We start from the raw sequence: 24,058 nt of genomic DNA, 5'->3' as shown, positions 1-24,058 counted from the left end.
GACTTCGATCAGTCCGGAATCGCTTCAGGGGCTTGCCGTGGGGCGGGCGCCGTCAGGGAAGTGATCTTGATCAGCAGCGCCAGGTGCCCGTTGTCGAGATAGTTGAGCTGGCCGTTTTTGGTGTGGCTGTCCTGCTTCAGGCGTTCGCTGGCGGTGACCATGCCGTTGGCGTCGATCTGGTTGACCCAGAAGTCGGCATTCACGTCGGTGAAGCGCCCGAGTTTCATTTCCAGGGTGCCCTCGATCGGGAACTGACCGAACTGTTCTTTGCCGTCGCTGACGGCGACCTTGGTCGGCGCTTCGCCCAGAGTCTGCTGCCAGGCCTTATGCATCAGCACGCTGTAATCCCCGCTGGCGCTGAGTTTACTGGCAACGTCGCCGAGTGCAGGCGTGCGCAGGCTGTCATCGCCCAAGCGCTGGGCGCCAGCGGCCCAGTCTTCCGGCGCAGCGCGGCTGACGATAGCCGGCACCGCGTTCTGGCGCACCAGAATCATTTCGACCATGTAGGTGTCATCGGCAAACGCCATCGGTGCTACGAAAGTGAGTAGCAAAGTCAGTGAGCGAAACAGGCGCATGCGGCGTCCTTCAAACAGTTTTCGGGAGGAGGCGCTCGAACAGCGCCTCTACAGTATTAAAGCGCTCTTCCGGGCGTTCCATCGGCACCTGGAACTTGAACATCGTGGCGCCTTCGAATTTGTAGCGTTTTGGCTGAGTCTGGATCAGTTTGATCAAGGTCATCGGATCGACTGGCGTCTGCGCGGCGAACTCGATGCGTCCACCCTGCGGGCCACCGTCGACTTTCTTGATACCCAGCTGTTCGGCCTGCAACTTCAGCGCAGTGATGCGCACCAGATTCTTGGTCGGCTCCGGCAGCAGGCCGAAACGATCGATCATCTCCACTTGCAGATCCTTCAGGCCTTCCTCGTCGGTGGCCGAAGCGATGCGCTTGTACAAAATCAGGCGGGCGTGAACGTCCGGCAGATAGTCTTCCGGAATCAGCGCCGGCACCCGCAGGTTGACCTCCGGGCCACCGCCGAGCGGTTGATCGAGGTTCGGCTGTTCGCCCTTGCGGATCGACTTCACCGCGCGTTCGAGCATTTCCATGTACAGCGTGAAGCCCACGGCCTGAATCTGCCCGCTCTGGCCATCGCCGAGCAGTTCGCCGGCGCCACGGATCTCCAGGTCGTTGGTTGCCAGCACGAAACCGGCGCCCAGATCCTGAGTGTTGGCAATCGCTTCCAGACGCTTTTCCGCGTCCGAAGTGATTTGCTGACGCGGCGGCGTCAGCAGGTAAGCATAGGCCTGGTGGTGACTGCGGCCGACGCGTCCGCGCAACTGGTGCAACTGCGCCAGGCCGAACTTGTCGGCGCGCTCGATGATGATGGTGTTGGCGCTTGGCACGTCGATGCCGGTCTCGATGATGGTCGAGGCGATCAGCACGTTGAAGCGCTTGTGATAGAAGTCGCTCATCACCTGTTCGAGTTCGCGTTCGCGCATCTGCCCGTGACCGATGCCGATCCGTGCTTCCGGCACCAGTTCGGCGAGATCCGCCGCGCATTTCTCGATGGTCTTCACGTCGTTGTGCAGGTAGTAAACCTGACCACCGCGCAGCAGCTCACGCAGCAAGGCCTCTTTGACCGTGCTCTTGTTCTGCTCCATGACGAAGGTGCGCACCGACAGGCGTCGCGCCGGCGGGGTGGCGATGATCGACAGGTCGCGCATGCCCGACACCGCCATGTTCAGCGTGCGCGGAATCGGCGTGGCGGTCAGGGTGAGAATGTCGACTTCGCTGCGCAGGGCCTTGAGCTGTTCTTTCTGCCGGACACCGAAGCGGTGTTCTTCGTCGATGATCACCAGACCAAGGTTTTTGATCTTCACATCGTCGGACAGCAGCTTGTGCGTACCGATGACGATGTCGATCTTGCCTTCCGCCAGATCGGCAATCGCCGCGTTGACTTCCTTGGCCGACTTGAAGCGACTCATCACTTCCACGGTCACCGGCCAGTCGGCGAAGCGGTCGCGGAAGCTGTTGTAGTGTTGCTGGGCGAGCAGGGTGGTCGGCACCAGAATCGCTACCTGACGCCCGCCGTGCACGGCGATGAACGCGGCGCGCATCGCCACTTCGGTCTTGCCGAAACCGACGTCGCCGCAGACCAGGCGATCCATTGGTTTCGGCGCGAGCATGTCTTCGCGCACGGCTTCGATGGTCGCTTGCTGATCCGGGGTTTCTTCGAACGGGAAGCCGGCACTGAAGGTTGCGTAATCAGCTTTCGGGTCGGCAAATGCATAGCCTTCGCGCGCGGCGCGACGGGCATAGATGTCGAGCAGCTCAGCAGCGACATCGCGAACCTGTTCGGCCGCCTTGCGCTTGGCTTTCTGCCAGGTCTCGGAGCCGAGGCGGTGCAGCGGCGCCAGTGAGTCGTCGCTGCCGGTGTAACGGGCGATCAGGTGCAGGTTGGCCACCGGCACGTAGAGCTTGGCGTTCTCCGCATATTCCAGGGTGAGGAATTCGGCCGCCTGATTGTCGATTTCCAGAATCGTCAGGCCCAGATAACGCCCGACACCGTGATCGATGTGCACCACCGGCGCGCCTTCGCGCAGTTCGGTGAGGTTCTTGATCACCGCATCGTTGTTGGCGTCGGCGCGTTTTTCGCGACGGCGGCGCTGCATGACGCGCTGACCGAACAGCGGACTTTCCGCCACCAGCGCCAGCGCCGGGTCGTCGAGCATCAAGCCTTCGTCGAGCGGGGCAATGGTGATTGCCAGACGATCCTTGCTTGAAACGAAATCCGGCCAGCTGTCGACGGTTTTCGGCCGCAGCTTCAGACGTTCCAGCAGCTCCAGCAGGACTTCACGCCGGCCCGCGGATTCGGCGGTGAACAGCACGCGTCCGGGGAATTCGTCGAGGAATGTCGAGAGCGCCGCCAGCGGTTGTGTGGCCTTGGCTTCGATCGCCAGGTTCGGCAGCGCTTGCGCCGGGAAGCGCTCGCGGCCGGCACCGGACTCGACGTCCTGCTGACTGGCGACTACCCGCGGCCAGCTCTTGAGGCGGGCGAAGCAGTCTTCTACCGGCAAGAACAATTCTGCGGGCGGCAATAAAGGACGCGATGGATCGACGCGGCGCTCTTCGTAGCGATTGCGCACGTCGTTCCAGAAATTTTCCGCTGCTTGTTCGATGCCGGGCAGCGAGAACACCTGGGTGTCCTGCGGCAGGTAATCAAACAGCGTCGAAGTTTCATCAAAGAACAGCGGCAGGTAGTACTCGATACCGGCGGGCGTGATGCCGCTGCTCAAGTCCTGGAAGATCGGGCAGCGCCGGAAGTCGACGTCGAAGCGCTCGCGAAACCGCGCCTTGAAGCGGGTCACCGCATCTTTCTGCAGCGGAAATTCTCGCGCCGGCAGCAGCTTGACCGATTCGACCTTGTCGATGGAGCGCTGGTTTTCCGGGTCGAAGGTGCGCAGGGTTTCGATTTCGTCGTCGAACAGGTCGATGCGATAGGGCAGTTTGCTGCCCATCGGGAACAGGTCGATCAGAGCACCGCGTACGGTGAACTCGCCGTGCTCGTAGACCGTATCGACGTAGCGATAGCCGCTGGCTTCCAGGCGCGAGCGCATCTGTTCGACATCGAGCTTCTGCCCGACATCCAGCACCAGACTGCTGCCGAGCAGGAATTTGGTCGGCGCCAGACGGTGCAGGGCGGTGGTGATTGGCACCACCAGCACGCCGTGCGCCAGTTCCGGCAGTCTATAAAGGCTGGCGATACGCTGGGAAATGATGTCCTGGTGCGGCGAGAACAGATCGTACGGCAGGGTTTCCCAGTCGGGAAAATGCAGCACGGGCAAATCCGGGGCGAAGAAACTCAGCTCCTGTTCCAGCCGTTCGGCACTCTGGCTGTCGGCGGTCAGTAGCAGGGTGAAGCGCTTGGCAGCGCTGGCAGCCTCGGCAATCGCCAGGCTCAGGGCGGCACCGGGCAGGTTGCCCCAGTGCTGTTTACCTGCCTCGGCAGGGAGAAGCGGTAGACGCAGAACAGGCACGGAAGGTTGAGCTCCAGGCGTTGCGACAAAGTCGGTAATTGTAGCGGCGTCAGGTGCCGGCTGTCAGTTGCAGACTGCGTCTATCTTCGCGGTTTGCGCGAAATGTAGTGGTAACCATAAAAACGAGCACTTTTTTAGTGGTTATGTAGTGCCGAAATCGACTCGTGTTACGGAGGGTTACAGACATCGTCTAACAGTCGTCGAAAAATTGACTGCGCTGGAAGCCCCGGTTTTACTGGGCTGGCGCGGGGCGTAATTTTTTTGAACGGAATTTTGTTACCGATTGCGCGACAAGCGCGCATTGCTACAAGAGGTTCTCGGCGGCATAATGTAGCCCCTTTTTTCTGCCCCTACATGTGGAAGGTTCCCGTGACTCAGAAGCCCGACCAGTGTCTTGGTGAATGGATCGACCGTGAAGCACTCGCAGAAGCGATGATTCCGCTTATCGGTCAGCTCTACCGCAATAACAACGTGGTGAGCTCGATCTATGGCCGCAGCCTGATCAACCAGTCTGTCATCGCGATTCTCAAAGCTCACCGCTTTGCTCGCCACCGTTCCTCCGACGATAGCGAACTCTCCGTCCACGAAACATTCCCTCTGCTGAAAGCCATGAGCGAGCTCAAGCTCGGCGCGGCTTCGGTAGACCTGGGCAAGTTGGCGTTCAAATTCCGCAGCGAAGGCAATGGCCGCAGCGCCGAGCAGTTCGTGCGTGAAGAACTGGCTGACGTGGTTGGCCAGCAAAACGCTTCGGCCCGCAAAGGCACTGACGTTGTGCTGTACGGCTTCGGTCGTATCGGGCGTCTGCTGGCGCGCATCCTGATCGAGAAAACCGGTGGTGGCGACGGTCTGCGTCTGCGTGCCATCGTCGTGCGCAAAGGCGCCGAAAACGACCTGACCAAGCGCGCCAGCCTGCTGCGTCGCGATTCGGTACACGGTCCGTTCAACGGCACCATCGTCATCGACGAAGAAAACAACACCATCACCGCCAACGGTAACCTGATCCAGGTGATCTACGCGAAGAACCCGACCGAGGTGGATTACACCCAGTACGGCATCAAAGACGCGCTGCTGGTAGACAACACCGGTGTATGGCGTGACGCCGATGGCCTGGGCCAGCACCTGCAATGCCCGGGTGTCGCTCGCGTTGTGCTGACCGCGCCTGGTAAAGGCAAGCTGAAGAACATCGTTCACGGTATCAACCACAACGAAATCACCGCTGACGACAAGATCGTGTCTGCCGCTTCCTGCACCACCAACGCCATCGTGCCGGTGCTGAAGGCTGTGAATGACAAGTTCGGCATCATCAACGGTCACGTCGAAACCGTTCACTCGTACACCAACGACCAGAACCTGATCGACAACTTCCACAAGGGCGATCGCCGTGGCCGTTCCGCCGCGCTGAACATGGTCATCACCGAGACCGGTGCTGCCACTGCTGCTGCCAAGGCTCTGCCTGAATTGGCCGGCAAGCTGACCGGTAACGCGATCCGCGTTCCGACGCCAAACGTGTCGATGGCCATTCTCAACCTGAACCTTGAGAAAGCCGCCAGCCGTGAAGAGATGAACGAGTACCTGCGCTACATGGCGCTGCACTCCGATCTGCACAAGCAAATCGACTTCGTCAACTCGCAGGAAGTGGTGTCCACGGACTTCGTGGGTTCGCGTCACGCCGGTGTGGTCGACGCTGAAGCGACCATCGTTCAGGACAACCGCGTTGTGCTGTACGTCTGGTACGACAACGAGTTCGGCTACAGCTGCCAGGTGGTTCGCGTGATGGAAGACATGGCTGATGTAAATCCGCCAGCGTTCCCGCGCTAAGCCTTGACTGCAAATGAAAACGCCCCGACTTAGGTCGGGGCGTTTTTTTATGCCTGCTGAATCTCTATTGCCTGTGCCGGCCTCTTCGGGAGCAAGCCCCCTCCCACAGGTCTGGCGGTGTTCAAACAATCGTGTTGGCACCACCGGACCCTGTGGGAGGGGGCTTGCTCCCGAAGGCTTCTTATCGGGCGCCACCAGCCACAGCCGCTTGCGCTGTCCGCAGTTCATGCTTGTTGCCGCGGAACAGCACCAGCGTCGCAATCAACCCCAGTACCGCCGCGCCGCTGAGCCAGATCCCCGGCGCAGCCTTGTTGTCCAGCACATGAATCAGGTAAGTACAGGCTGCCGGTGTAAAGCCGCCAAAGGTCGCCGTCGCCAGGCTGTAAGCCAGCGAGAAGCCGGTGGTGCGCACTTCCACCGGCATGATTTCGGTCAGCGCCACCACCATCGCGCCGTTGTACGAGCCGTACAGGAATGACAGCCACAGTTCGACGATCAGCAAATGACTGAAGCTCGGGTTCGCCACCAGCCACGACAGTGCCGGGTAAGCGGTCAGAATCGCCAGAAGGGTCGCCGCCAGCAGTAGGGGTTTGCGCCCGATCTTGTCGGACACCGCGCCCATCACCGGCAGCCAGAAGAAGTTCGACAGACCGATGCACACCGTCACCAGCAGCGCGTCGAAGTCCGACAGATGCAGTTCGGCTTTGCCGAAGGTCGGGGTGTAGGCGGTGATCAGGTAGAACGAAACCGTGGTCATCACCACCAGCGCCATGCCGGCGATGACGATGCCAAAGTTCTGACCGATCGAGCGGACGATTTCCCGCAGGGTAGGGCGATGTTTACGCGCCTGGAATTCCGGAGTTTCCTCCAGCGAACGACGAATGACGAAGATCACCGGAACGATCATGCAGCCGATCAGGAATGGCACACGCCAGCCCCAGTCACCCATCTGTTCCGGGCTTAGCCAGTGATTGAGGCCCACCCCGAGCAGGCCGGCAAACACCACCGCCGCTTGCTGGCTGGCGGACTGCCAACTGACGAAAAAGCCCTTGCGGCCCGGCGTGGCGATTTCCGCCAGATACACCGAAACACCGCCCAGCTCGACGCCGGCCGAGAAGCCTTGCAGCAAGCGACCGAACAGCACGATCAACGGCGCTGCGACACCCAGAGTGGCATAGCCCGGCACGCAGGCGATCAGGATCGTACCGGCGGCCATCAACGCAAGGGTAATGATCAGGCCCTGGCGACGACCGTGACGGTCAATGTAGGCACCAAGGAAGATCGCGCCCAGCGGACGCATCAGGAAACCGGCACCGAAGGTGGCCAGGGACAGCATCAGGGAAGCGAAGGCGCTGTCGGCCGGGAAGAAGGTTTTGGCGATGGCCGTGGCGTAGAAGCCATAGACCATAAAGTCGAACATCTCGAGAAAATTGCCGCTGACAACGCGAAAAATCGCTTTGCCTTTGCCCGTGGTCGAGGACATTTTCAGTTACTCATTATTGGTTTCTTATGACGCGTTGCATCCGTTGGGGAGCGTGCGGGCCTTTGATCCATAATGGCTGGCGCGCTTTTATGGGGAGATGAAGAATTGTTCACTGGACGGTGGGTTTGGCTTGTGAGTGTGGCGGTTGTCCTCGCTGCCTGTGGCAACGGTGAGTCCATGGAAAGCTTTGGGGGGCCGACCATGGGCAGCACGTATTCGATCAAGTACGTGCGACACGCCGGTGTTGCCGAACCGGCGCACGTGCGCCGGGAAGTAGAGAGCATCCTCGCGGAAGTGGATCGGCAGATGTCGACCTACCGCAACGACTCCGAAATCGAACGCTTCAATGCCTTGCCGGCGAACAACTGTCAGACCATGCCGGCCTCGGTGCTCGAACTGGTTCGCGTCGGCGAACAGCTGTCAGCGCAAAGTGAAGGTTCCTACGACCTGACCGTCGAGCCGCTGATGAATCTTTGGGGGTTCGGCCCGCAAGGGCGTGAGGAGAAAGTCCCCAGTCCCGCCGCACTGGCCGAAACCCTGCAGCGGGTCGGCTACCACCATTTGCATATCGACGGCGACCGTTTGTGCAAGGACGCCGCTATCGAAGTCGACTTCAACAGCATCGCCGCCGGTTACGCCGTCGACACCATCGCCGCCCGTCTCGAATCGATGGGCATCCATGAATATCTCGCCGAAGCCACCGGAGAACTCAAGGCCAAAGGCAGAAAGCTCGACGGCTCGTCCTGGCGCATTGCGCTGGAGGAGCCGCGTGATGACCAACAGGTGGCCGAGCGAATCATTCAGGTCGATGGCTACGGCGTGTCCACCTCCGGGGATTACCGCAACTATTTCCTGCAGGACGGCCGGCGTTATTCCCACACCTTCGATGCGCGGAGCGGGGCGCCAGTCCTACACAACCTGGCGTCAGTCACGGTGATTCATCCTTCAGCGTTGATGGCCGATGGACTATCGACGCTGTTGCTGATTCTCGGGCCTGAAAGGGCTTGGGACTATGCCGAAAAACACGACATTGGTGCATTCTTCGTGATTCGTGCCGATACAGGTTTTGTTATCCGCACCAGTGCAGCTTTCGAGCGCCTCAGTGGCGCAAAAGTTGACTGAAAACAGTACGAAAGCTGGCGTTGTAGTGCAGGCAAAAGTAGCCTACGACGCGACCAAGGGTTAATGTGCGCGGCGTTGACGCTTCTATAGACTGTGTCCGGGTTCTTTACTGACCCCCAATTGTTCCTTCGCGCCACGATTCGGCGTGATTTAGCCGCCGGTGCTGCTGGCACCGCGGCCTGTTCTGAGGAGTACGCATGGCTGTCTACAACTACGACGTGGTGGTGTTGGGTTCCGGCCCGGCGGGAGAAGGCGCGGCAATGAACGCCGCCAAAGCAGGGCGCAAGGTGGCGATGGTCGACAGCCGTCGCCAGGTCGGCGGTAACTGCACCCACCTCGGTACCATCCCGTCCAAGGCCCTGCGTCACTCGGTGCGGCAGATCATGCAGTTCAACACCAACCCAATGTTCCGGGCGATCGGCGAGCCGCGCTGGTTCTCCTTCCCGGACGTGTTGAAAAGCGCTGAAAAGGTTATCTCCAAACAAGTCGCTTCGCGCACTGGCTACTACGCCCGTAACCGCGTCGACGTGTTCTTCGGCACCGGCAGCTTCGCCGACGAGCAAACCATCGAAGTGGTCTGCGCCAACGGTGTGGTCGAGAAGCTGGTGGCCAAGCACATCATCATCGCCACCGGTTCGCGCCCGTACCGCCCGGCGGACATCGATTTCAATCACCCGCGTATCTACGATAGCGATACCATCCTCAGCCTCGGCCACACCCCGCGCAAACTGATCGTTTACGGCGCCGGCGTGATCGGCTGTGAATACGCCTCGATCTTCAGCGGTCTGGGTGTATTGGTTGAATTGGTGGACAACCGTGGTCAGTTGCTGAGCTTCCTCGATTCGGAAATTTCCCAGGCGTTGAGCTATCACTTCAGCAACAACAACATCACCGTGCGCCACAACGAGGATTACGATCGCGTTGAGGGCGTCGATAACGGGGTTATCCTGCACCTGAAGTCCGGCAAGAAGATCAAGGCCGATGCCTTGCTCTGGTGCAACGGCCGTACCGGTAACACCGACCAGCTCGGTCTGGAAAACATCGGGGTCAAGGTCAACAGCCGTGGCCAGATCGAAGTCGACGAGGCCTACCGCACCTGCGTGCCGAACATCTATGGCGCCGGCGACGTGATCGGCTGGCCGAGCCTGGCCAGTGCCGCCCACGACCAGGGTCGTTCGGCTGCCGGCAGCATCGTCGATAACGGCAGCTGGCGCTTTGTGAATGACGTGCCGACCGGTATCTACACCATTCCGGAGATCAGTTCGATCGGCAAGAACGAGCAGGAGCTGACCCAGGCCAAGGTGCCGTACGAAGTCGGCAAGGCGTTCTTCAAGAGCATGGCGCGTGCGCAGATCGCCGGCGAGCCGCAAGGCATGCTGAAGATCCTGTTCCACCGTGAAACCCTGGAAGTGCTGGGCGTTCACTGCTTCGGTTATCAGGCGTCGGAGATCGTGCACATCGGTCAGGCGATCATGAGCCAGCCGGGCGAGTTGAACACCCTGAAGTACTTCGTCAACACCACGTTCAACTACCCGACCATGGCCGAAGCCTATCGGGTAGCGGCGTACGACGGCCTCAACCGGCTTTTTTGACGGGCTCCGGCCGGTGGCCTGAGCCGGCCGGGGAGACCGATTTCAGCAATTCTCGAGGGTGGCAGTGGCCAAACCGGGAAAGTCTGTAATCAGGCTGTCAACGCCGAAGTCGGCGAGTCTGCGCATCAGCGCAGGCTCGTTGACGGTCCACACCGAGACATGCAGCCCCTGACGCTGCGCCTTCTGCAGGCGTTCCGGCGTACACAGCGTCCAGTTCAACGCCAGAATCTCACAGCCATAGCTGGCCGCGACCTTTAGCGGGTCGAGCCAGGCGTATTCGGCCACCAGTCCACGCGACACGTCCGGTACCAGGTCCAGCGCCGCTTTCAGCACTTCCCGCGAGCTCGAAGTGATGGTGACCTTGTCCAGCAGGCCATGACGCTGGGCCATTTCGCGAATCGCCAGTACGGTAGTCGCGGCGCGGGTGCGTGAAGCGCTTTTGACTTCCAGTTGCCAGTGCTCGAAATCACACTGCTCGAACAATTCTTCCAGGGTCGGAATCGGGCACGGTTTGATCCAGCCCGGGCCGCCCTTGCGCGCGTCGTAGGTCACCAGTTCGGCGGCGGTGTGTTCGACCACCTTGCCGCGCCGGTCGGTGGTGCGCTTGAGGGTCGGGTCGTGGATCACCATCAGCTCGCCGTCCTTGGACAGGTGCAGATCCAGTTCGCAACGGCGCACGCCGTGCTTGAGACATTCCTGAAAACTGGTCAGGGTATTTTCCGGTGCTTCGCCCTTGGCGCCGCGGTGGCCGTAGATGAGGGTCACGGTGCTTCCTTAATTTAAATGCCGGATTCGTTCTGTTCACGGGCCAGGCGTCGTTCCTGGGCCTGTTTCTGCAAGATATAGCGGGCGAGCAACTGACGCTGGGCGTCGGTCAAGTGTTCGAACTCGGTGCCGACGTCGTAGCCGTCGCCCTTGCGATCGCAATGGGTGACCCGGGCGCGCAGCAGCAGGCCCAGCGCTTGCGGCATCAGCACCAGTTTCACCGACAGGTGCGCGCCGGTGGCAATCGGGGTCGGGTGCTGAAAGTCGATCCCGCCCTCGGAGATGATCACCGGTTGTGGCTCGCCGATATGGCCGAGCACGGTCAGGGCGACCACCTGGCTGAGCAGGTCGATGCGTTTGTTCTGGGATTTGAGGAACGCAGCGATCGCCCGGTCGCGCTCGCTGATCTGGCGCAACAGGTGCTGCGACTCGAATTCGCTCAGGTGCAGTTCGCTGAGCAGGTTGAACAGCGGGGAAGCATCCTGCAACACTTCTTGGCCTGCGGCTTCGGGAGCGGACAGGGGCCGAATTTCCAGTGCGATCGTGTCCTCGATACGGTAGTATTCGCGGCGATCTTCTTCATCTAATGTCGACATGGCGAACCCATGGTAGCGGCGGTGGTCTGAGTGTAAAGCTGGTTATCGACCCCCGCCACAAGGACGTTCCTTTTCCCTCCGAACAAGCCCCGACATGTTCAGACCTCTCTTCGTATTTATCGGCACGCGTTATACCCGTGCAAAGCGTCGCAATCATTTTGTGTCATTCATTTCCCTGACTTCGATGATCGGGCTCGCCCTTGGCGTGGTCGTGATGATCGTGGTGCTATCGGTGATGAACGGCTTCGATCATGAAATGCGCACCCGCGTGCTGGGCATGGTGCCCCACGCGACTCTTGAAACCGGCGAACCGATCAACGATTGGCAAAGCCTGGCGACCAAGGTCAAGCAGAACCCGCAGGTGACGGCCGTTGCGCCGTTCACCCAGATGCAGGGTTTGCTGACCAACAACGGCCAGGTGTCCAAGGTGTTGCTCAACGCCATCGACCCCGCGCTCGAACGCAATGTGTCGATCATCGACAACTTCATGAAGCAGGGCAAACTCGACGACCTGACGCCGGGCAGCTTCGGCATCGTCATCGGCGACAAGGCCGCGACCAAGCTCGGCGTAGGCCTGGGTGACAAGGTCACCTTCGTTGCGCCGGAGGTCAGTGTGACCCCGGCCGGGATGTTTCCCCGCATGAAGCGCTTTACCGTGGTCGGCATCTTCCATGTCGGCGCAGGTGAGCTGGACGGCTACCTGGGCGTCACCAACCTGCAGGATCTGGCGAAGATGCACCGCTGGAAGCCTGATCAGGTGCAGGGCATCCGGTTGAAGTTCGATGATCTGTTCCAGGCGCCACGCGTGGCCTGGACCATCGCCCAGCAGCTGGGCGAAGACCATTACTACGCCCGCGACTGGACCCGCACCCACGGCAACCTGTATCAGGCGATCCGCATGGAAAAAGCCATGATCGGCCTGCTGTTGCTGCTGATCGTTGCGGTGGCTGCGTTCAACATCATTTCCACGCTGGTAATGGTAGTGAATGACAAGAAGAGCGACATCGCCATTCTGCGTACGCTCGGCGCCACACCAGGGACGATCATGCGCACGTTCATGGTGCAGGGCACCGTGATTGGCGTGGTCGGTACGGCGATTGGTGCGGTGCTCGGTATTCTCGCCGCGCTCAACGTCAGTGCGGCGATTTCCGCCCTCGAAGGGCTGATCGGCCACAAGTTCCTCAACGCCGACGTGTATTTCATCGATTACCTGCCGTCGCAGGTGCAGAGCCAGGACGTGGTCATGGTCTGCGCCGCTGCGTTGGTCCTGAGTTTCCTCGCCACCCTGTATCCCGCCTGGCGTGCCGCGCGCACCCAGCCGGCGGAGGCGCTACGTTATGAGTGAGTCGGGCATGAGTGATAAAGCAATCTTGAGCTGCCGCAACCTGGGCAAATCCTACGAGGAAGGCCCGGAGTCGGTGCAAGTGTTGGCCGGTCTGCAACTGGAGTTGCACCCCGGCGAGCGTGTGGCGATCGTCGGCAAGTCCGGTTCGGGTAAAAGTACCTTGCTCAACCTGCTGGGCGGTCTCGACACGCCAACCGAGGGCAGCGTCTGGCTCGACGGCGAAGAGCTGTCGGCGCTGAGCGAGAAGAAGCGTGGCCTGCTGCGTAACCGTGCCTTGGGGTTCGTGTACCAGTTCCACCACTTGCTGCCGGAATTCACCGCGCTGGAAAACGTCTGCATGCCGCTGCTGATCGGCAAGACCGCGATCCCGGAAGCACGCCAGCGCGCTACCGCGTTGCTGGAGCGCGTGGGGCTGGGCCATCGTCTGGAGCACAAACCGGCCGAGCTGTCCGGTGGCGAACGCCAGCGTGTGGCCATCGCCCGGGCGCTGGTGAACAATCCAGGCCTGGTGATGCTCGACGAGCCAACCGGCAACCTTGATTCGCACACCGCCGAAGGCATCCAGGACTTGATGCTGGAACTCAGCACTTCAATGCGCACGGCGTTCCTGGTGGTGACTCACGACATGAACCTGGCCCGCCAGATGGACCGCGTCCTGCAATTGCAGGAAGGCTGCTTGACCACCATCTGACCGACCGAAACCCGGTGCCTGTGTAAGGCATCGGGTCTTTTATTTTTATACGGTGCCCCAGCGAATGTTCAGACCGTTATCGATCTTTATCGGCACGCGCTATACCCGCGCCAAGCGCCGCAATCGCTTTGTTTCGTTCATCTCGATGACTTCGATGATCGGGCTCGCCCTCGGCGTGCTGGCGATGATTGTGGTGCTGTCGGTGATGAACGGCTTCCAGCGTGAAATGAGCTCGCGCATCCTCGGCATGGTGCCGCACGCGACCATCGTTGGCGTCAAGCCGATCGATGACTGGCAGCCGGTCGCCGCCGCCGCGCTGAAAAATCCTGAAGTGACCGCCGCCGTGCCGTTCACCGAGATGGAAGGCATGCTGTCCTACAAGGGTTTGATGCAGCCGATCCAGATCAGCGGTGTCGATCCGGCCCAGGAAGGCAAGGTGTCGATCGTTGCCCAGCACATTGTCCAGGGGCGTCTCGATGACCTGAAACCGGGCGAGTTCGGCGTGGTGATCGGTGAAATCACCGCGCGCCGCTTCCGACTCAATGTCGGCGACAAGATCACCCTGATCGTCCCGGAAGTCAGCACCGCACCGGGTGGCATCACCCCGCGCATGCAGCGCCTGAACGTGGTCGGTGTGTTCAAGGTCGGCGCCGAGCTGGACGGTTCGATGGGCCTGATCCACGTGGCCGATGCCGCGACCATGCAGCATTGGCAACCGAATCAGGTGCAGAGCGTGCGCCTCGCGGTGAAGGATCTGTACGCCGCGCCGAAAGTCTCCTCGGACATCGCCGCAGGCCTCGGTGCCGAGTTCAAGGCTGACGACTGGACTCACACCCAGGGCAGCCTGTTCAGCGCGATGAAAATGGAAAAAACCATGATCGGCCTGCTGTTGCTGATGATCGTCGCCGTGGCGGCGTTCAACATCATCGCCACGCTGATCATGGTGGTGAACGACAAGGGCGCGGACATCGCGATCCTGCGCACCATCGGCGCCACGCCACGGCAGATCATGGCGATCTTCATGGTGCAGGGCACCGTGATCGGGATTGTCGGCACGCTGATTGGCGGCGTGCTCGGCGTGATCGCGGCGCTGAACGTCAGTGAAATGGTTGGCTGGGTCGAGCGCGTTACCGGACAGCACATCTTCAGTTCCGACGTGTATTTCGTCAGCAACCTGCCGTCGGAATTGCAGGGCGGGGATGTGCTGTTGATCTGCTCGGCGGGCTTTATTCTGAGCTTCCTGGCGACGGTGTATCCGGCGTTGCGGGCGGCGAAGATCGAGCCGGCGCATGCGCTGAGATATTCGTAAGCTCAAATACCGCTATCGCGAGCAGGCTCACTCCTACAGGGGAATGCATTTCAACTGTAGGAGTGAGCCTGCTCGCGATGGGGGCGGACCTGCCGGCCTCAATTCCCCTTGGGCAACTCGATCACAAACCGCGTCCACCCCGCAGCCGATTCGCAATGAATCTGCCCACCATGCGCGCGGACGATCGACTGCGTAATCGCCAGCCCCAACCCCGCATGCTCACTGCTGCCTTCCTGCCGAGCCGGATCCGCCCGATAAAATCGGTCAAACAGCCGCGGCAACAATTCTGCTGAAATGCCCTCGCCACTGTTCTCCACCGACACCTGCACGGCATCCAGCTGATCGACAATCGACAGCCTCACGCTGCCCGCCGCCGGAGTGAAGCGCAGCGCGTTATCCAGCAGATTCGACAAGGCCCGGCGCAGCATGCTGCGATCGCCCTCTATACGCGCATGACCTTCGCGGCTCAGCGTCACCCCTGCGTCCTCGGCCAGTGGCGCGAAAAACTCCAGCAACACATCGCTCTCATCCGCCAGCTCCAGCACCTCACGCTTAGGCATCAGCAAACCATGGTCAGCCTTGGCCAGATAAAGCATGTCGTTGACCAGTTGTGCCATCCATTGCAGTTCTTCGAGGTTGCTGTGCAGGGCTTCGCGGTAATCCTCGAGCGGTCGTGGGCGGGTGAGGGTGACTTGGGTGTGGGTCAGCAAGTTCGACAGCGGTGTGCGCAGTTCATGGGCGATGTCGGCAGAGAACGCTGACAGCCGTTGAAACGAGTCATCGAGGCGTCCGAGCATGGCGTTGAAGCTGTGGGCCATTTCCGCGAGCTCCGGCGGCATTTGCGCTTCCGGCAGTCGGGCATTCAGTGATTGTGCGGAAATCCCACGGGCGATCGCACTCATGCGCCGCAGTGGACGCAAACCGCTGCGTGCGGCCCAGGCGCCGAGCAGCGCGGTGGCCAGGGCCGACAGCCCGATGGTCAGCCAGATCAGATGCTGCATGCGTTGCAGGAAGTGCTGGTGATGAGTGATGTCCAGCAGCAGCGTCAGTTGCGGCGAATCGGGTTGATCCGGGTGGAGCGGGGCGTTGAGCACGCGGTAGTCAGTGCCTTGCTGACTCACGGTCGCGAGGCCGGATTGTTTCGGCAAATCCGTGGGGATCTGCGTCGAACTGTCGTACCAGCGCTGGCCGTCACTGCCGGTAATGCGCAGCGCCAGATCGGCCTGACGGCTCAGCTCATCCGCCAGCCGCGCCTCACGCTGAGCGGGTTGCACATCCTGCAAGGCCCGGCGCAGACCGATCAGCTTGCCATCGAGCAATTGCTGATCGAGCTCAATGAAATGCGCCTCGCTGGCACGGTTGAACAGCACCCCGGCGAACAGCGAGACCACGGCAGTGCAGGCGGCAAACAGCAAGGCCAGACGAGAACTCAAGGACAGGCGACGCATCAGGCAGGACGCTCCTCAAGCACATAACCCATGCCGCGCACGGTGTGGATCAGTTTGTTGGGGAAGTCATCGTCGATCTTCAGGCGCAGGCGGCGGATCGCGACTTCGATCACATTGGTGTCGCTGTCGAAGTTCATGTCCCAGACTTGCGAGGCAATCAGCGATTTCGGCAGCACTTCACCTTGGCGGCGCAGGAGCATTTCCAGCAGGGCGAATTCCTTGGCGGTCAGGTCGATGCGCTGGCCGTTGCGTTCGACCCGGCGGCGAATCAGGTCCAGACGCAGGTCGGCCAGTTGCAGGCTGGTTTCCTGCGGCGTCGCGCTGCCCCGGCGCAGCAGGCTGCGCACCCGGGCCAGCAATTCGGAAAAGGCGAAGGGTTTGACCAGATAATCGTCGGCGCCGAGTTCGAGGCCGTGCACCCGGTCTTCCACGGCGTCTTTGGCGGTGAGAAACAGCACCGGCGTGTCGAGGCCGGCGCTGCGCACCGCCTGCAGAATCTGCCAGCCACTGCGCCCGGGCAGCATCACGTCGAGAATCAACAGCGCATAATCACCGCTCAACGCCAGTTGCTGACCGCTGACGCCGTCGGCCACCAGTTCCGTGTTGAAGCCGGCCTCGGTCAGGCCTTGGCGCAGGTAGTGGCCGGTTTTCGGTTGGTCTTCGACGATCAGCAGTTTCATGGGCGGCTCGGATTGTAGGAACAAAAGCGTTATACCGTGGGAGCAGGCGACACGCGCCAACCTGACAAAGTTGTAATCTGCCTGTCAGGTAGCTGCCAGCGCACGCGGGCTAGAGTTTCCCACAGGCTGAACCTTATCTTGTTGGAGTATGACTATGTTTTTGCGCAACCCTCTGGCCGTCGCCGCCTGTTTGCTGGCGCTGAGTTCACCTGTCTGGGCCGCGCCCGCGCACAGCTATGACTTCGGCCAGCCGGCCCCGGCGGCCAAGGCCACCCGTAGCATCGAGGTGGTGCTGAACGACATGTCGTTTGAGCCCAAGGCGATTCAGGTAAAGGCCGGTGAGACGGTTCGCTTTGTGCTGGTGAATAAAGGTCAGTTGCTGCACGAATTCAACCTCGGTGACGCGGCGATGCATGCCCGACACCAGCAGGAAATGTTGCAGATGCAGCAAAGCGGCATGCTCACGCCTACCGGCATGAAAGAAATGTCCCACGACATGGCCGGTATGGATCACGGCAGCATGGGCCACGGCATGAAGCACGACGACCCCAACAGCGTGCTGGTCGAGCCGGGCAAGAGCGCCGAGCTGACCTGGACTTTCAACAAAGCTACCAGTCTGGAATTTGCCTGCAATATTCCCGGTCACTACCAGGCGGGCATGGTCGGCAAACTGACAGTCAGTCAGTAAGCACTCAAAGGCGGGCGCAAAGGCTGATAGAATCCGCTGATTATTCAGTCAGGTTTCCGCCATGCATCCCGCAGCCGAACATTCGCCGCTGGGCAAATCCAGCGAATACATCGCCACGTACACGCCGTCCTTGCTGTTCCCGATTCCGCGCACCGCGAAATGGGCCGAACTGGGGCTGACCGCCGAAACCCTGCCGTATAAAGGTGTGGATTTCTGGAACTGTTTTGAGCTGTCGTGGCTGTTGCCCTCGGGCAAACCGGTGGTGGCGATCGGTGAATTCAGTATTCCGGCCGATTCGCCGAACATCATCGAATCGAAGTCGTTCAAGCTGTACCTGAACTCGCTGAACCAGACTTCGTTTGCCGACACCGCCAGCCTGGAAGCGACGCTGGTCAAGGACCTGTCGGCGGCTGCCGGCAAACCGGTCGGCGTACGGGTACGCAGCCTGAAGGACGTCGAAGCCGAAGGCGTCGTGGCGTTGCCGGGCGTGTGCATTGATGATCTGGACATCAGCGTCAGCAACTATGAGCATCCGCGTCCGGAGCTGCTGCGTTGCGATGATTCGCGGATTGTCGAAGAAAGCGTGCACAGCCATCTGCTCAAATCCAACTGCCCGGTGACCAGTCAGCCGGACTGGGGCAGCGTGGTGGTGGAATATCGCGGTGCGGCGCTGGATCACGCCAGTCTGCTGGAATACATCGTCAGCTTTCGCCAGCACTCGGACTTCCACGAACAGTGCGTGGAGCGGATCTTCCTCGACCTGCAGCGTTTGCTGAAGCCGGAGAAACTCACGGTGTTTGCACGGTATGTGCGTCGTGGCGGGCTCGACATCAACCCGTATCGCAGCACCGGGACTGCGCAACTGCCGAACCATCGCCTTGTGCGCCAATGAATAACCCCTGTAGGAGTGAGCCTGCTCGCGATAGCGGACTGACATTCAACATTGATGTCGACTGATACACCGTTATCGCGAGCAGGCTCACTCCTACAAGGGATCGCGTTTCAAGTTGTGGAAATGAAAAAGCCCTGCCATCGCTGGCAGGGCTTTTTGCGTTTCAGCGCAGGGCAGTCAAATGCCCATGCTACCCAGCGCATTAACGATATTGCGCAGGGTGCCGGCAATGGCCGGGTGTTCAACTTCAAAGCGTTCCACCGCCAGGTTCACACCGTCTGCGATGCTGGTTTCCTGCGTGACGCTTTCCAGTTCGATTTCCGATTCGATCTGCGCCATCAGCGCATGCAGATCTTCACGCTCGGCTTCGGTTAGCGGCGGATTCTGCTCCAGTTGCTCGCGCAGGGTGTCGAGTTGTTTTTGCAGTTCTTGGGCGGGCATGGTGGGGTTCCTTTTATCAAGAGGCACTGGCATTGACCGCAGCCGCGCGCCAAAGGTCTATGGCTGACCTTTAGATTAATCCACTCTGCTGCAACCTGCATGATCCCGGTCAGGGCTTTTCGCCCTTGAGGCGGCGCAGGGTGATGTCGGCCAGGCAGGTGTCGAGTTCGCCCAGATGATCGATAACCGAATGCACGCCCAGCCCGAACAATTGCAGGGTTGCCTTGCCGCGTCGTTGGTCGCGTTCGTTCTGGCTCAGCGCTTGCCACTCGCTCGGCGACAGGCCGCAAAGCGAACCGCAGGACGCCAGGCCGATGGTCCATAGCCCGGCGTTGAGGCCCGATTGCAGCAGGCGCGGCTCGCCGCTGACCAGAATGCAACCGTCCAGGCTACTGACATTTAAATCCATCAGGGCTTGCCAGCAGGCATTCGGCGCGGGCCATGGATTGATTGTTGCCGAATGTTGCGCAGGTTTGATTGACGCCGGCAGTGCGGCCGACAACGATTGGGCGAGGGCAGGGGGCAGGTCATCCAGCCAGGCGCAGGGAATTTGCTGGTGCTGCAAGCTGTGCAGACTGTCAAGCGCACCTGGCGTGGCCTCGGTATGTTCGGGCAAGGCGATCGTCTGTTGCCGGGCGCGCGCACCGAAATCCACCAGACAGCCGCTGAGTCCGAACAGTACGGCTGTCAGGCCGGGCGCGGCGAGGGGCAAGGTTTCGGCATGTGACATGGCTACGTCCCTGAAATAGCGATTAGGCTAGTCATTCCAGGTGACAGTTGCGTGACTGCTATGTGACGCGCGGTGTGGGAAGCCTCCTACAACTTTGCACAATTGGCCGACTGTCCAAACAGGCTTTTGCGCTTATACTAGCGGCCTTAATGCCCGGGCTCCGATGTCCGCGACAGTACAAATCCAAGGAGTTTTTCTATGCGCTGGAGCTATCCGCTCGCTCAGCTAAGTGTATGTGCCGGTCTGTTGCTGGCGCCGTTCGCCACTCAGGCGGCAACGGAAGAAGACCCTTGGGAAAGCGTCAACCGCCCGATCTTCCAGTTCAACGATTTCGTTGACACCTATGCGCTGAAGCCTCTGGCGCAGGGCTATGAGTTCGTGACGCCGCAGTTCCTCGAAGACGGCATCCACAACATGTTCCGCAACGTCGGTGATGTCACCAACCTTGCCAACAACATCCTGCAGGCCAAGCCCGCTGCCGCTGGCGTCGACACCGCTCGCCTGATCTTCAACACCACTTTCGGCCTGCTCGGTTTCTTCGACGTCGGCACCAAGATGGGCTTGAACCGCAGCGACGAAGACTTCGGCCAGACCCTCGGCTACTGGGGCGTCGGCAGCGGTCCTTATGTGATGCTGCCGCTGATGGGCCCAAGCACCCTGCGTGACGCGCCGTCGAAATACGTCGACAGCTTCACCGGGATGTACCGCTACATCGACGACGTGCCGACGCGTAACTCGATCTTCGGCCTGAACATCGTCGACACCCGCGCCAGCCTGCTGTCGAGCGAGAAGCTGATCAGCGGCGACAAGTACACCTTCATCCGCAACGCTTACTTGCAGAACCGCGAGTTCAAAGTGAAGGATGGCCAGGTCGAAGACGATTTTTAATCTCGACCGATGACAAGGAGGCGGCCCATGAGGCCGCCTTTTTTGTGTGCGCTTATTTCATCTTCAAAATGGTCAGGCCGAGCTTCTGGCTGGCGCCATCCTGTGCCTTGACCCAGACCACTTCGGTCTCCGCCTCTAGCCCGCTCAGCGCTGCATGATCGGAATCGATGCGCACGCTCAAACGGTCACCGACCGCGAACTGGCGCGGTGCCTCGACCTGCATGCCGCTGCTGGAGAGGTCGATGCACACGCCGGCGATCTCATCACCTTCATGAATCAACACCACATCGGCATCGACCCGCATGCGGATGAAATCGCGCTTTTCGCTGTAGTCCCGACCGGTTTGACTCATGGCTTCGACCTTCCATTGGGTTACGGTTTGAGCTGTTCTTATAACTCTCGGTGATTTGACAAGTAAAGTCGTCAAGCGACCATCGGCGCATGCTTGAAACGCCCCGCGGATGGGAGTACCGTCTGCGCCTTAGAAGGGCACCTCTGGTGCAATCGCGTTCCGGCTCAATGCTCGAAAGCGGTGCAGCAGAGAGGCTAGAAAGCGAATCCAGTAGTCTGAGCCGGGCCAATGCCCCGCCTGCTACGCCAACCTAATTCTGGCGCCGTTTGCCCACATGCCAAAAACCAGTGCCACGCTGCTGATAATCGATGATGACGAAGTAGTGCGCGCGAGCCTCGCGGCCTATTTGGAAGACAGTGGTTTCAGCGTCCTGCAGGCCAGCAACGGCCAACAGGGTCTTCAGGTATTCGAGCAAGACAAGCCCGACTTGGTCATCTGCGATCTGCGCATGCCGCAGATGGGCGGTCTCGAACTCATCCGTCAGGTCACCGAGCGCTCACCGCAAACGCCGATGATCGTCGTTTCGGGTGCCGGCGTGATGAACGACGCGGTCGAGGCGCTGCGCCTGGGTGCGGCGGACTACCTGATCAAGCCTCTCGAAGACCTGGCCGTGCTCGAGCATTCGGTGCGTCGCGCGCTGGATCGTGCGCGCCTGTTGCTGGAGAACCAGCGCTACCGCGAGAAGCTGGAGAAGGCCAACCGCGAGCTCGAAGCCAGCCTGAACCTGCTCCAGGAAGACCAGAACGCCGGTCGTCAGGTGCAGATGAACATGCTGCCGGAAAGCCCGTGGCGCATCGACGAGTTCCAGTTTGCCCACCAGATCATCCCGTCGTTGTACCTGTCGGGTGATTTTGTCGACTACTTCCGTGTCGACGAGCGTCGGGTGGCGTTCTACCTGGCCGACGTATCGGGGCATGGCGCCTCTTCAGCGTTCGTCACGGTGCTGCTGAAGTTCATGACCACGCGCCTGCTGTTCGAGTCCAAGCGCAACGGCACGTTGCCGGAATTCAAGCCTTCGGAAGTCCTTGGTCATATCAACCGGGGGCTGATCAGTTGTAAGCTGGGCAAACACGTCACAATGGTCGGTGGAGTCATCGACGAGGAGACCGGTTTGTTGACCTATAGCATCGGCGGCCATCTGCCGTTGCCTGTGTTGTACACGCCTGACAGTGTTCGTTACCTCGAAGGCCGCGGTTTGCCGGTGGGCCTTTTCAACGAGGCCACCTACGAAGATCACGTGCTTGAGCTGCCACCGACGTTCAGCCTGACGCTGATGTCTGACGGTATTCTGGATCTATTGCCAGAACCTACGCTCAAAGATAAAGAAGCCGCTTTGCCCCAACTGGTGAAGGCGGCGGGCGGCAGCCTGGATGGTCTGCGGCAAGTGTTTGGATTGGCCACGCTAGGGGAGATGCCGGATGATATCGCCCTGTTGGTGTTGAGCAGGAACCTTCAATGAGTACCGGTAGAATCCAGTTCGCCGAGCAGGACGGCACCTTCGTCCTGAAGTTCGTCGGTGAAGTTCGCCTGACCCTGTGTTCGGCGTTGGATGCGACTATTGAGAAAATCTTCACCGCGTTGAATTTCAACGCGATCGTGATCGATTTGACCGAAACCCGCAGCATCGACAGCACCACCCTGGGCCTGCTGGCCAAGCTGTCGATCCTGTCGCGGCAAAAGGTCGGCCTGCTGCCGACCGTCGTCACCACCCACGAAGACATCACCCGTCTGCTGCAGTCGATGGGCTTCGAGCAGGTATTCAACATCGTCAACCACCCGGTGCCGTGCCCCGAGTGCCTGGATGACCTGCCGGATCAGGACCAGTCCGAAGAAGTGGTGCGGATCAAGGTGCTCGAAGCGCACAAGATCCTCATGGGCCTGAACGACTCCAATCGTGAAGCCTTTCATGACCTTGTGAATGCCCTCGAGCGGCATTGATGGCCTGAAATGTGGGTAGGGCCTGCTGGCCCTATCGCGAGCAGGCTCACTCCTACAGGGGTTCTCATTTGACGCATAATCTTGAGTAATCCACAGATCCACTGTAGGAGTGAGCCTGCTCGCGATAGCTCTCGCCAAAACACTAATAATCCAGCAGGCACAAAAAAAGGGCGAACCCAACCGGGTTCGCCCTTTTTGCATTTCAGCGATTCAGATCACAGCTTGGCCTGCAACAGCGCCTCAAGCTTCTCCTGGTCACGGGCAAACTGACGGATGCCCTCGGCCAGTTTCTCGGTAGCCATCGCATCTTCGTTGGACAGCCAGCGGAATTGTGCTTCGTTGAGGCTCAGGCGCGCTTCGCCGGCGTGGCCCGGGGCGAGTTTGCGCTCCAGTTTGCCGGTGTCTGCCGCGAGCTTGTCGATCAGGTCCGGGCTGATGGTCAGGCGATCGCAGCCGGCCAGTTGCTCGATCTGGCTCAGATTGCGGAAGCTGGCGCCCATGACCACAGTCTTGTAGTCATTGGCCTTGTAGTAGTTGTAGATGCGCGTGACCGACTGCACGCCCGGATCATCGGCGCCGGTGTAGTCGTTGCCGTTGGCCTTTTTGTACCAGTCGTAGATGCGGCCCACGAACGGCGAGATCAGGAATACCCCGGCGTCAGCGCAAGCGGCAGCCTGAGCGAAGGAGAACAGCAGGGTCAGGTTGGTCTGGATGCCTTCCTTCTCGAGGATCTCGGCAGCGCGGATACCTTCCCAGGTCGAAGCGATCTTGATCAGTACACGGTCACGACCGACGCCGGCCTTGTCGTACAGCTCGATCAGGCGATGCGCGCGCTTGAGCACGGCGTCCTGGTCGAACGACAGACGCGCATCCACTTCGGTGGAAATCCGGCCCGGAATCACTTTGAGAATTTCCTGGCCCACGGCGACGCCGAAGCGGTCGCTGGCAAGGCCCACGTCACCCTTGCAGTCGCTGACGCAGGCGTTCAGCAGCTCGGCGTAGGCCGGGATGGCGGCTGCCTTGAGCAGCAGGGAAGGGTTGGTAGTGGCATCGACCGGCTTGACCCGGGCGATTGCTTCGAAGTCGCCGGTGTCGGCAACCACGGTGGTCATCTGTTTGAGTTGTTCCAGCTTGGAAGTCATGGGTGTGCTCTGTCCTGTGGGTTTGACGACATTACCCGAGCGCTGACGGCCACTCAAGGGCATCAAGGCGTAACGGGTTCCCCGGGGGCAACAACCTGAGAAC

The 24,058-nt window shown here is 60.4% G+C and carries 22 protein-coding genes; 11 read left to right on the top strand and 11 right to left on the bottom strand.

Annotated features, from left to right (window positions below; genetic code table 11):
• Nucleotides 1–8: 8 nt before the first annotated feature.
• Both AC1RBR_RS18115 and mfd read right to left on the bottom strand, forming a co-directional pair.
• The gene (locus AC1RBR_RS18115; protein WP_481395450.1) at nt 9–575 is read right to left on the bottom strand and encodes a CsiV family protein; all 567 of its coding nucleotides are present in this window, start codon (nt 573–575) and stop codon (nt 9–11) included.
• Between the two features lie 10 nt (nt 576–585).
• Complete coding sequence (mfd, locus tag AC1RBR_RS18110; RefSeq protein WP_095140039.1) at nt 586–4,035, bottom strand: transcription-repair coupling factor; 3,450 nt, start codon at nt 4,033–4,035, stop codon at nt 586–588.
• A gap of 354 nt (nt 4,036–4,389) precedes the next feature.
• Between mfd and AC1RBR_RS18105 the strand changes: the two genes are divergently transcribed.
• Nucleotides 4,390–5,853, top strand: coding sequence for a glyceraldehyde-3-phosphate dehydrogenase (locus AC1RBR_RS18105; protein WP_095140040.1), 1,464 nt, complete (start codon nt 4,390–4,392; stop codon nt 5,851–5,853).
• A 181-nt stretch (nt 5,854–6,034) separates the two neighbouring features.
• On the opposite strand, the gene AC1RBR_RS18100 is transcribed toward AC1RBR_RS18105, so the two are convergent.
• Nucleotides 6,035–7,336, bottom strand: a complete 1,302-nt coding sequence (locus AC1RBR_RS18100) for an MFS transporter (RefSeq protein ID WP_047295263.1) — start codon at nt 7,334–7,336, stop codon at nt 6,035–6,037.
• A 72-nt stretch (nt 7,337–7,408) separates the two neighbouring features.
• Between AC1RBR_RS18100 and AC1RBR_RS18095 the strand changes: the two genes are divergently transcribed.
• Nucleotides 7,409–8,458 (top strand): FAD:protein FMN transferase, encoded by a 1,050-nt coding sequence (locus AC1RBR_RS18095; RefSeq protein WP_492565923.1) that lies wholly within the window; start codon nt 7,409–7,411, stop codon nt 8,456–8,458.
• Between the two features lie 197 nt (nt 8,459–8,655).
• Nucleotides 8,656–10,050 (top strand): Si-specific NAD(P)(+) transhydrogenase, encoded by a 1,395-nt coding sequence (gene sthA / locus AC1RBR_RS18090; RefSeq protein WP_003226580.1) that lies wholly within the window; start codon nt 8,656–8,658, stop codon nt 10,048–10,050.
• A gap of 42 nt (nt 10,051–10,092) precedes the next feature.
• On the opposite strand, the gene AC1RBR_RS18085 is transcribed toward sthA, so the two are convergent.
• Nucleotides 10,093–10,815 (bottom strand): glycerophosphodiester phosphodiesterase, encoded by a 723-nt coding sequence (locus tag AC1RBR_RS18085; RefSeq protein WP_047600122.1) that lies wholly within the window; start codon nt 10,813–10,815, stop codon nt 10,093–10,095.
• Nucleotides 10,816–10,829: 14 nt separating this feature from the next.
• The gene (locus AC1RBR_RS18080; protein ID WP_039772787.1) at nt 10,830–11,411 is read right to left on the bottom strand and encodes a PilZ domain-containing protein; all 582 of its coding nucleotides are present in this window, start codon (nt 11,409–11,411) and stop codon (nt 10,830–10,832) included.
• Between the two features lie 94 nt (nt 11,412–11,505).
• Here AC1RBR_RS18080 and AC1RBR_RS18075 point away from each other — a divergent pair, with 94 nt between their 5' ends.
• The 3 genes from AC1RBR_RS18075 to AC1RBR_RS18065 all read left to right on the top strand — a co-directional run bounded on the left by AC1RBR_RS18075 (nt 11,506) and on the right by AC1RBR_RS18065 (nt 14,756).
• Nucleotides 11,506–12,756, top strand: coding sequence for a lipoprotein-releasing ABC transporter permease subunit (locus tag AC1RBR_RS18075; RefSeq protein WP_095140043.1), 1,251 nt, complete (start codon nt 11,506–11,508; stop codon nt 12,754–12,756).
• A 7-nt stretch (nt 12,757–12,763) separates the two neighbouring features.
• Nucleotides 12,764–13,447, top strand: coding sequence for a lipoprotein-releasing ABC transporter ATP-binding protein LolD (lolD, locus tag AC1RBR_RS18070; protein WP_177327499.1), 684 nt, complete (start codon nt 12,764–12,766; stop codon nt 13,445–13,447).
• A 64-nt stretch (nt 13,448–13,511) separates the two neighbouring features.
• Nucleotides 13,512–14,756 (top strand): lipoprotein-releasing ABC transporter permease subunit, encoded by a 1,245-nt coding sequence (locus AC1RBR_RS18065; protein ID WP_041068958.1) that lies wholly within the window; start codon nt 13,512–13,514, stop codon nt 14,754–14,756.
• Between the two features lie 98 nt (nt 14,757–14,854).
• On the opposite strand, the gene AC1RBR_RS18060 is transcribed toward AC1RBR_RS18065, so the two are convergent.
• Both AC1RBR_RS18060 and AC1RBR_RS18055 read right to left on the bottom strand, forming a co-directional pair.
• Entirely contained in the window at nt 14,855–16,204 is a 1,350-nt protein-coding gene (locus tag AC1RBR_RS18060) for a heavy metal sensor histidine kinase (RefSeq protein ID WP_492565920.1), read from the bottom strand.
• Nucleotides 16,204–16,884: a heavy metal response regulator transcription factor gene (locus AC1RBR_RS18055; protein ID WP_095140045.1), complete on the bottom strand. Its 681-nt coding sequence runs from the start codon at nt 16,882–16,884 to the stop codon at nt 16,204–16,206. Before AC1RBR_RS18055 ends, AC1RBR_RS18060 begins: the two co-directional genes overlap by 1 nt.
• Nucleotides 16,885–17,038: 154 nt before the next feature.
• Here AC1RBR_RS18055 and copI point away from each other — a divergent pair, with 154 nt between their 5' ends.
• Nucleotides 17,039–17,572, top strand: a complete 534-nt coding sequence (gene copI / locus AC1RBR_RS18050) for a copper-resistant cuproprotein CopI (protein ID WP_492565918.1) — start codon at nt 17,039–17,041, stop codon at nt 17,570–17,572.
• Nucleotides 17,573–17,633: 61 nt separating this feature from the next.
• Complete coding sequence (queF, locus tag AC1RBR_RS18045) at nt 17,634–18,464, top strand: NADPH-dependent 7-cyano-7-deazaguanine reductase QueF (protein ID WP_253149813.1); 831 nt, start codon at nt 17,634–17,636, stop codon at nt 18,462–18,464.
• Nucleotides 18,465–18,641: 177 nt separating this feature from the next.
• Here queF and AC1RBR_RS18040 read toward each other — a convergent pair whose 3' ends face one another.
• On the bottom strand, nt 18,642–18,905 hold the full coding sequence (locus AC1RBR_RS18040; RefSeq protein WP_103368827.1) for a DUF4404 family protein: 264 nt from the start codon (nt 18,903–18,905) through the stop codon (nt 18,642–18,644).
• Between the two features lie 109 nt (nt 18,906–19,014).
• Nucleotides 19,015–19,635: an HAD superfamily inactivated hydrolase PcrP gene (gene pcrP, locus AC1RBR_RS18035; RefSeq protein WP_492565916.1), complete on the bottom strand. Its 621-nt coding sequence runs from the start codon at nt 19,633–19,635 to the stop codon at nt 19,015–19,017.
• A gap of 198 nt (nt 19,636–19,833) precedes the next feature.
• On the opposite strand from pcrP, the gene AC1RBR_RS18030 reads away from it, so the two are divergent.
• Complete coding sequence (locus tag AC1RBR_RS18030) at nt 19,834–20,523, top strand: MlaA family lipoprotein (RefSeq protein WP_166497676.1); 690 nt, start codon at nt 19,834–19,836, stop codon at nt 20,521–20,523.
• Nucleotides 20,524–20,575: 52 nt separating this feature from the next.
• Here AC1RBR_RS18030 and AC1RBR_RS18025 read toward each other — a convergent pair whose 3' ends face one another.
• Entirely contained in the window at nt 20,576–20,875 is a 300-nt protein-coding gene (locus AC1RBR_RS18025) for a PilZ domain-containing protein (protein ID WP_492565915.1), read from the bottom strand.
• Between the two features lie 274 nt (nt 20,876–21,149).
• Between AC1RBR_RS18025 and rssB the strand changes: the two genes are divergently transcribed.
• Nucleotides 21,150–22,334, top strand: a complete 1,185-nt coding sequence (gene rssB, locus AC1RBR_RS18020; RefSeq protein WP_492565913.1) for a two-component system response regulator RssB — start codon at nt 21,150–21,152, stop codon at nt 22,332–22,334.
• Nucleotides 22,331–22,813, top strand: coding sequence for an anti-sigma factor antagonist RssC (gene rssC, locus AC1RBR_RS18015; protein WP_003226553.1), 483 nt, complete (start codon nt 22,331–22,333; stop codon nt 22,811–22,813). The genes rssB and rssC overlap by 4 nt, the downstream gene beginning before the upstream one ends.
• 215 nt (nt 22,814–23,028) lie before the next feature.
• Here the strand turns inward: rssC and tal are convergent, their stop codons facing one another.
• Nucleotides 23,029–23,955 (bottom strand): transaldolase, encoded by a 927-nt coding sequence (gene tal, locus AC1RBR_RS18010; RefSeq protein WP_115986927.1) that lies wholly within the window; start codon nt 23,953–23,955, stop codon nt 23,029–23,031.
• Nucleotides 23,956–24,058 lie beyond the last annotated feature (103 nt).

This window comes from Pseudomonas sp. GW823-FHT01D03 (assembly GCF_058798255.1).
The sequence above is the reverse complement of the archived record's forward strand: the minus strand, read 5'-3'. Positions and strand labels throughout refer to the sequence as shown.

Coding starts and splice junctions, on each gene's coding strand:
- AC1RBR_RS18115 (WP_481395450.1), bottom strand. CDS start 575: ATGCGCCTGTTTCGCTCACTGACTTTGCTACTCACTTTCGTAGCACCG.
- AC1RBR_RS18105 (WP_095140040.1), top strand. CDS start 4,390: ATGTGGAAGGTTCCCGTGACTCAGAAGCCCGACCAGTGTCTTGGTGAA.
- AC1RBR_RS18100 (WP_047295263.1), bottom strand. CDS start 7,336: ATGTCCTCGACCACGGGCAAAGGCAAAGCGATTTTTCGCGTTGTCAGC.
- AC1RBR_RS18095 (WP_492565923.1), top strand. CDS start 7,409: ATGGCTGGCGCGCTTTTATGGGGAGATGAAGAATTGTTCACTGGACGG.
- sthA (WP_003226580.1), top strand. CDS start 8,656: ATGGCTGTCTACAACTACGACGTGGTGGTGTTGGGTTCCGGCCCGGCG.
- AC1RBR_RS18080 (WP_039772787.1), bottom strand. CDS start 11,411: ATGTCGACATTAGATGAAGAAGATCGCCGCGAATACTACCGTATCGAG.
- AC1RBR_RS18075 (WP_095140043.1), top strand. CDS start 11,506: ATGTTCAGACCTCTCTTCGTATTTATCGGCACGCGTTATACCCGTGCA.
- lolD (WP_177327499.1), top strand. CDS start 12,764: ATGAGTGATAAAGCAATCTTGAGCTGCCGCAACCTGGGCAAATCCTAC.
- AC1RBR_RS18065 (WP_041068958.1), top strand. CDS start 13,512: ATGTTCAGACCGTTATCGATCTTTATCGGCACGCGCTATACCCGCGCC.
- AC1RBR_RS18060 (WP_492565920.1), bottom strand. CDS start 16,204: ATGCGTCGCCTGTCCTTGAGTTCTCGTCTGGCCTTGCTGTTTGCCGCC.
- AC1RBR_RS18055 (WP_095140045.1), bottom strand. CDS start 16,884: ATGAAACTGCTGATCGTCGAAGACCAACCGAAAACCGGCCACTACCTG.
- copI (WP_492565918.1), top strand. CDS start 17,039: ATGTTTTTGCGCAACCCTCTGGCCGTCGCCGCCTGTTTGCTGGCGCTG.
- queF (WP_253149813.1), top strand. CDS start 17,634: ATGCATCCCGCAGCCGAACATTCGCCGCTGGGCAAATCCAGCGAATAC.
- AC1RBR_RS18040 (WP_103368827.1), bottom strand. CDS start 18,905: ATGCCCGCCCAAGAACTGCAAAAACAACTCGACACCCTGCGCGAGCAA.
- pcrP (WP_492565916.1), bottom strand. CDS start 19,635: ATGTCACATGCCGAAACCTTGCCCCTCGCCGCGCCCGGCCTGACAGCC.
- AC1RBR_RS18030 (WP_166497676.1), top strand. CDS start 19,834: ATGCGCTGGAGCTATCCGCTCGCTCAGCTAAGTGTATGTGCCGGTCTG.
- AC1RBR_RS18025 (WP_492565915.1), bottom strand. CDS start 20,875: ATGAGTCAAACCGGTCGGGACTACAGCGAAAAGCGCGATTTCATCCGC.
- rssB (WP_492565913.1), top strand. CDS start 21,150: ATGCCAAAAACCAGTGCCACGCTGCTGATAATCGATGATGACGAAGTA.
- rssC (WP_003226553.1), top strand. CDS start 22,331: ATGAGTACCGGTAGAATCCAGTTCGCCGAGCAGGACGGCACCTTCGTC.
- tal (WP_115986927.1), bottom strand. CDS start 23,955: ATGACTTCCAAGCTGGAACAACTCAAACAGATGACCACCGTGGTTGCC.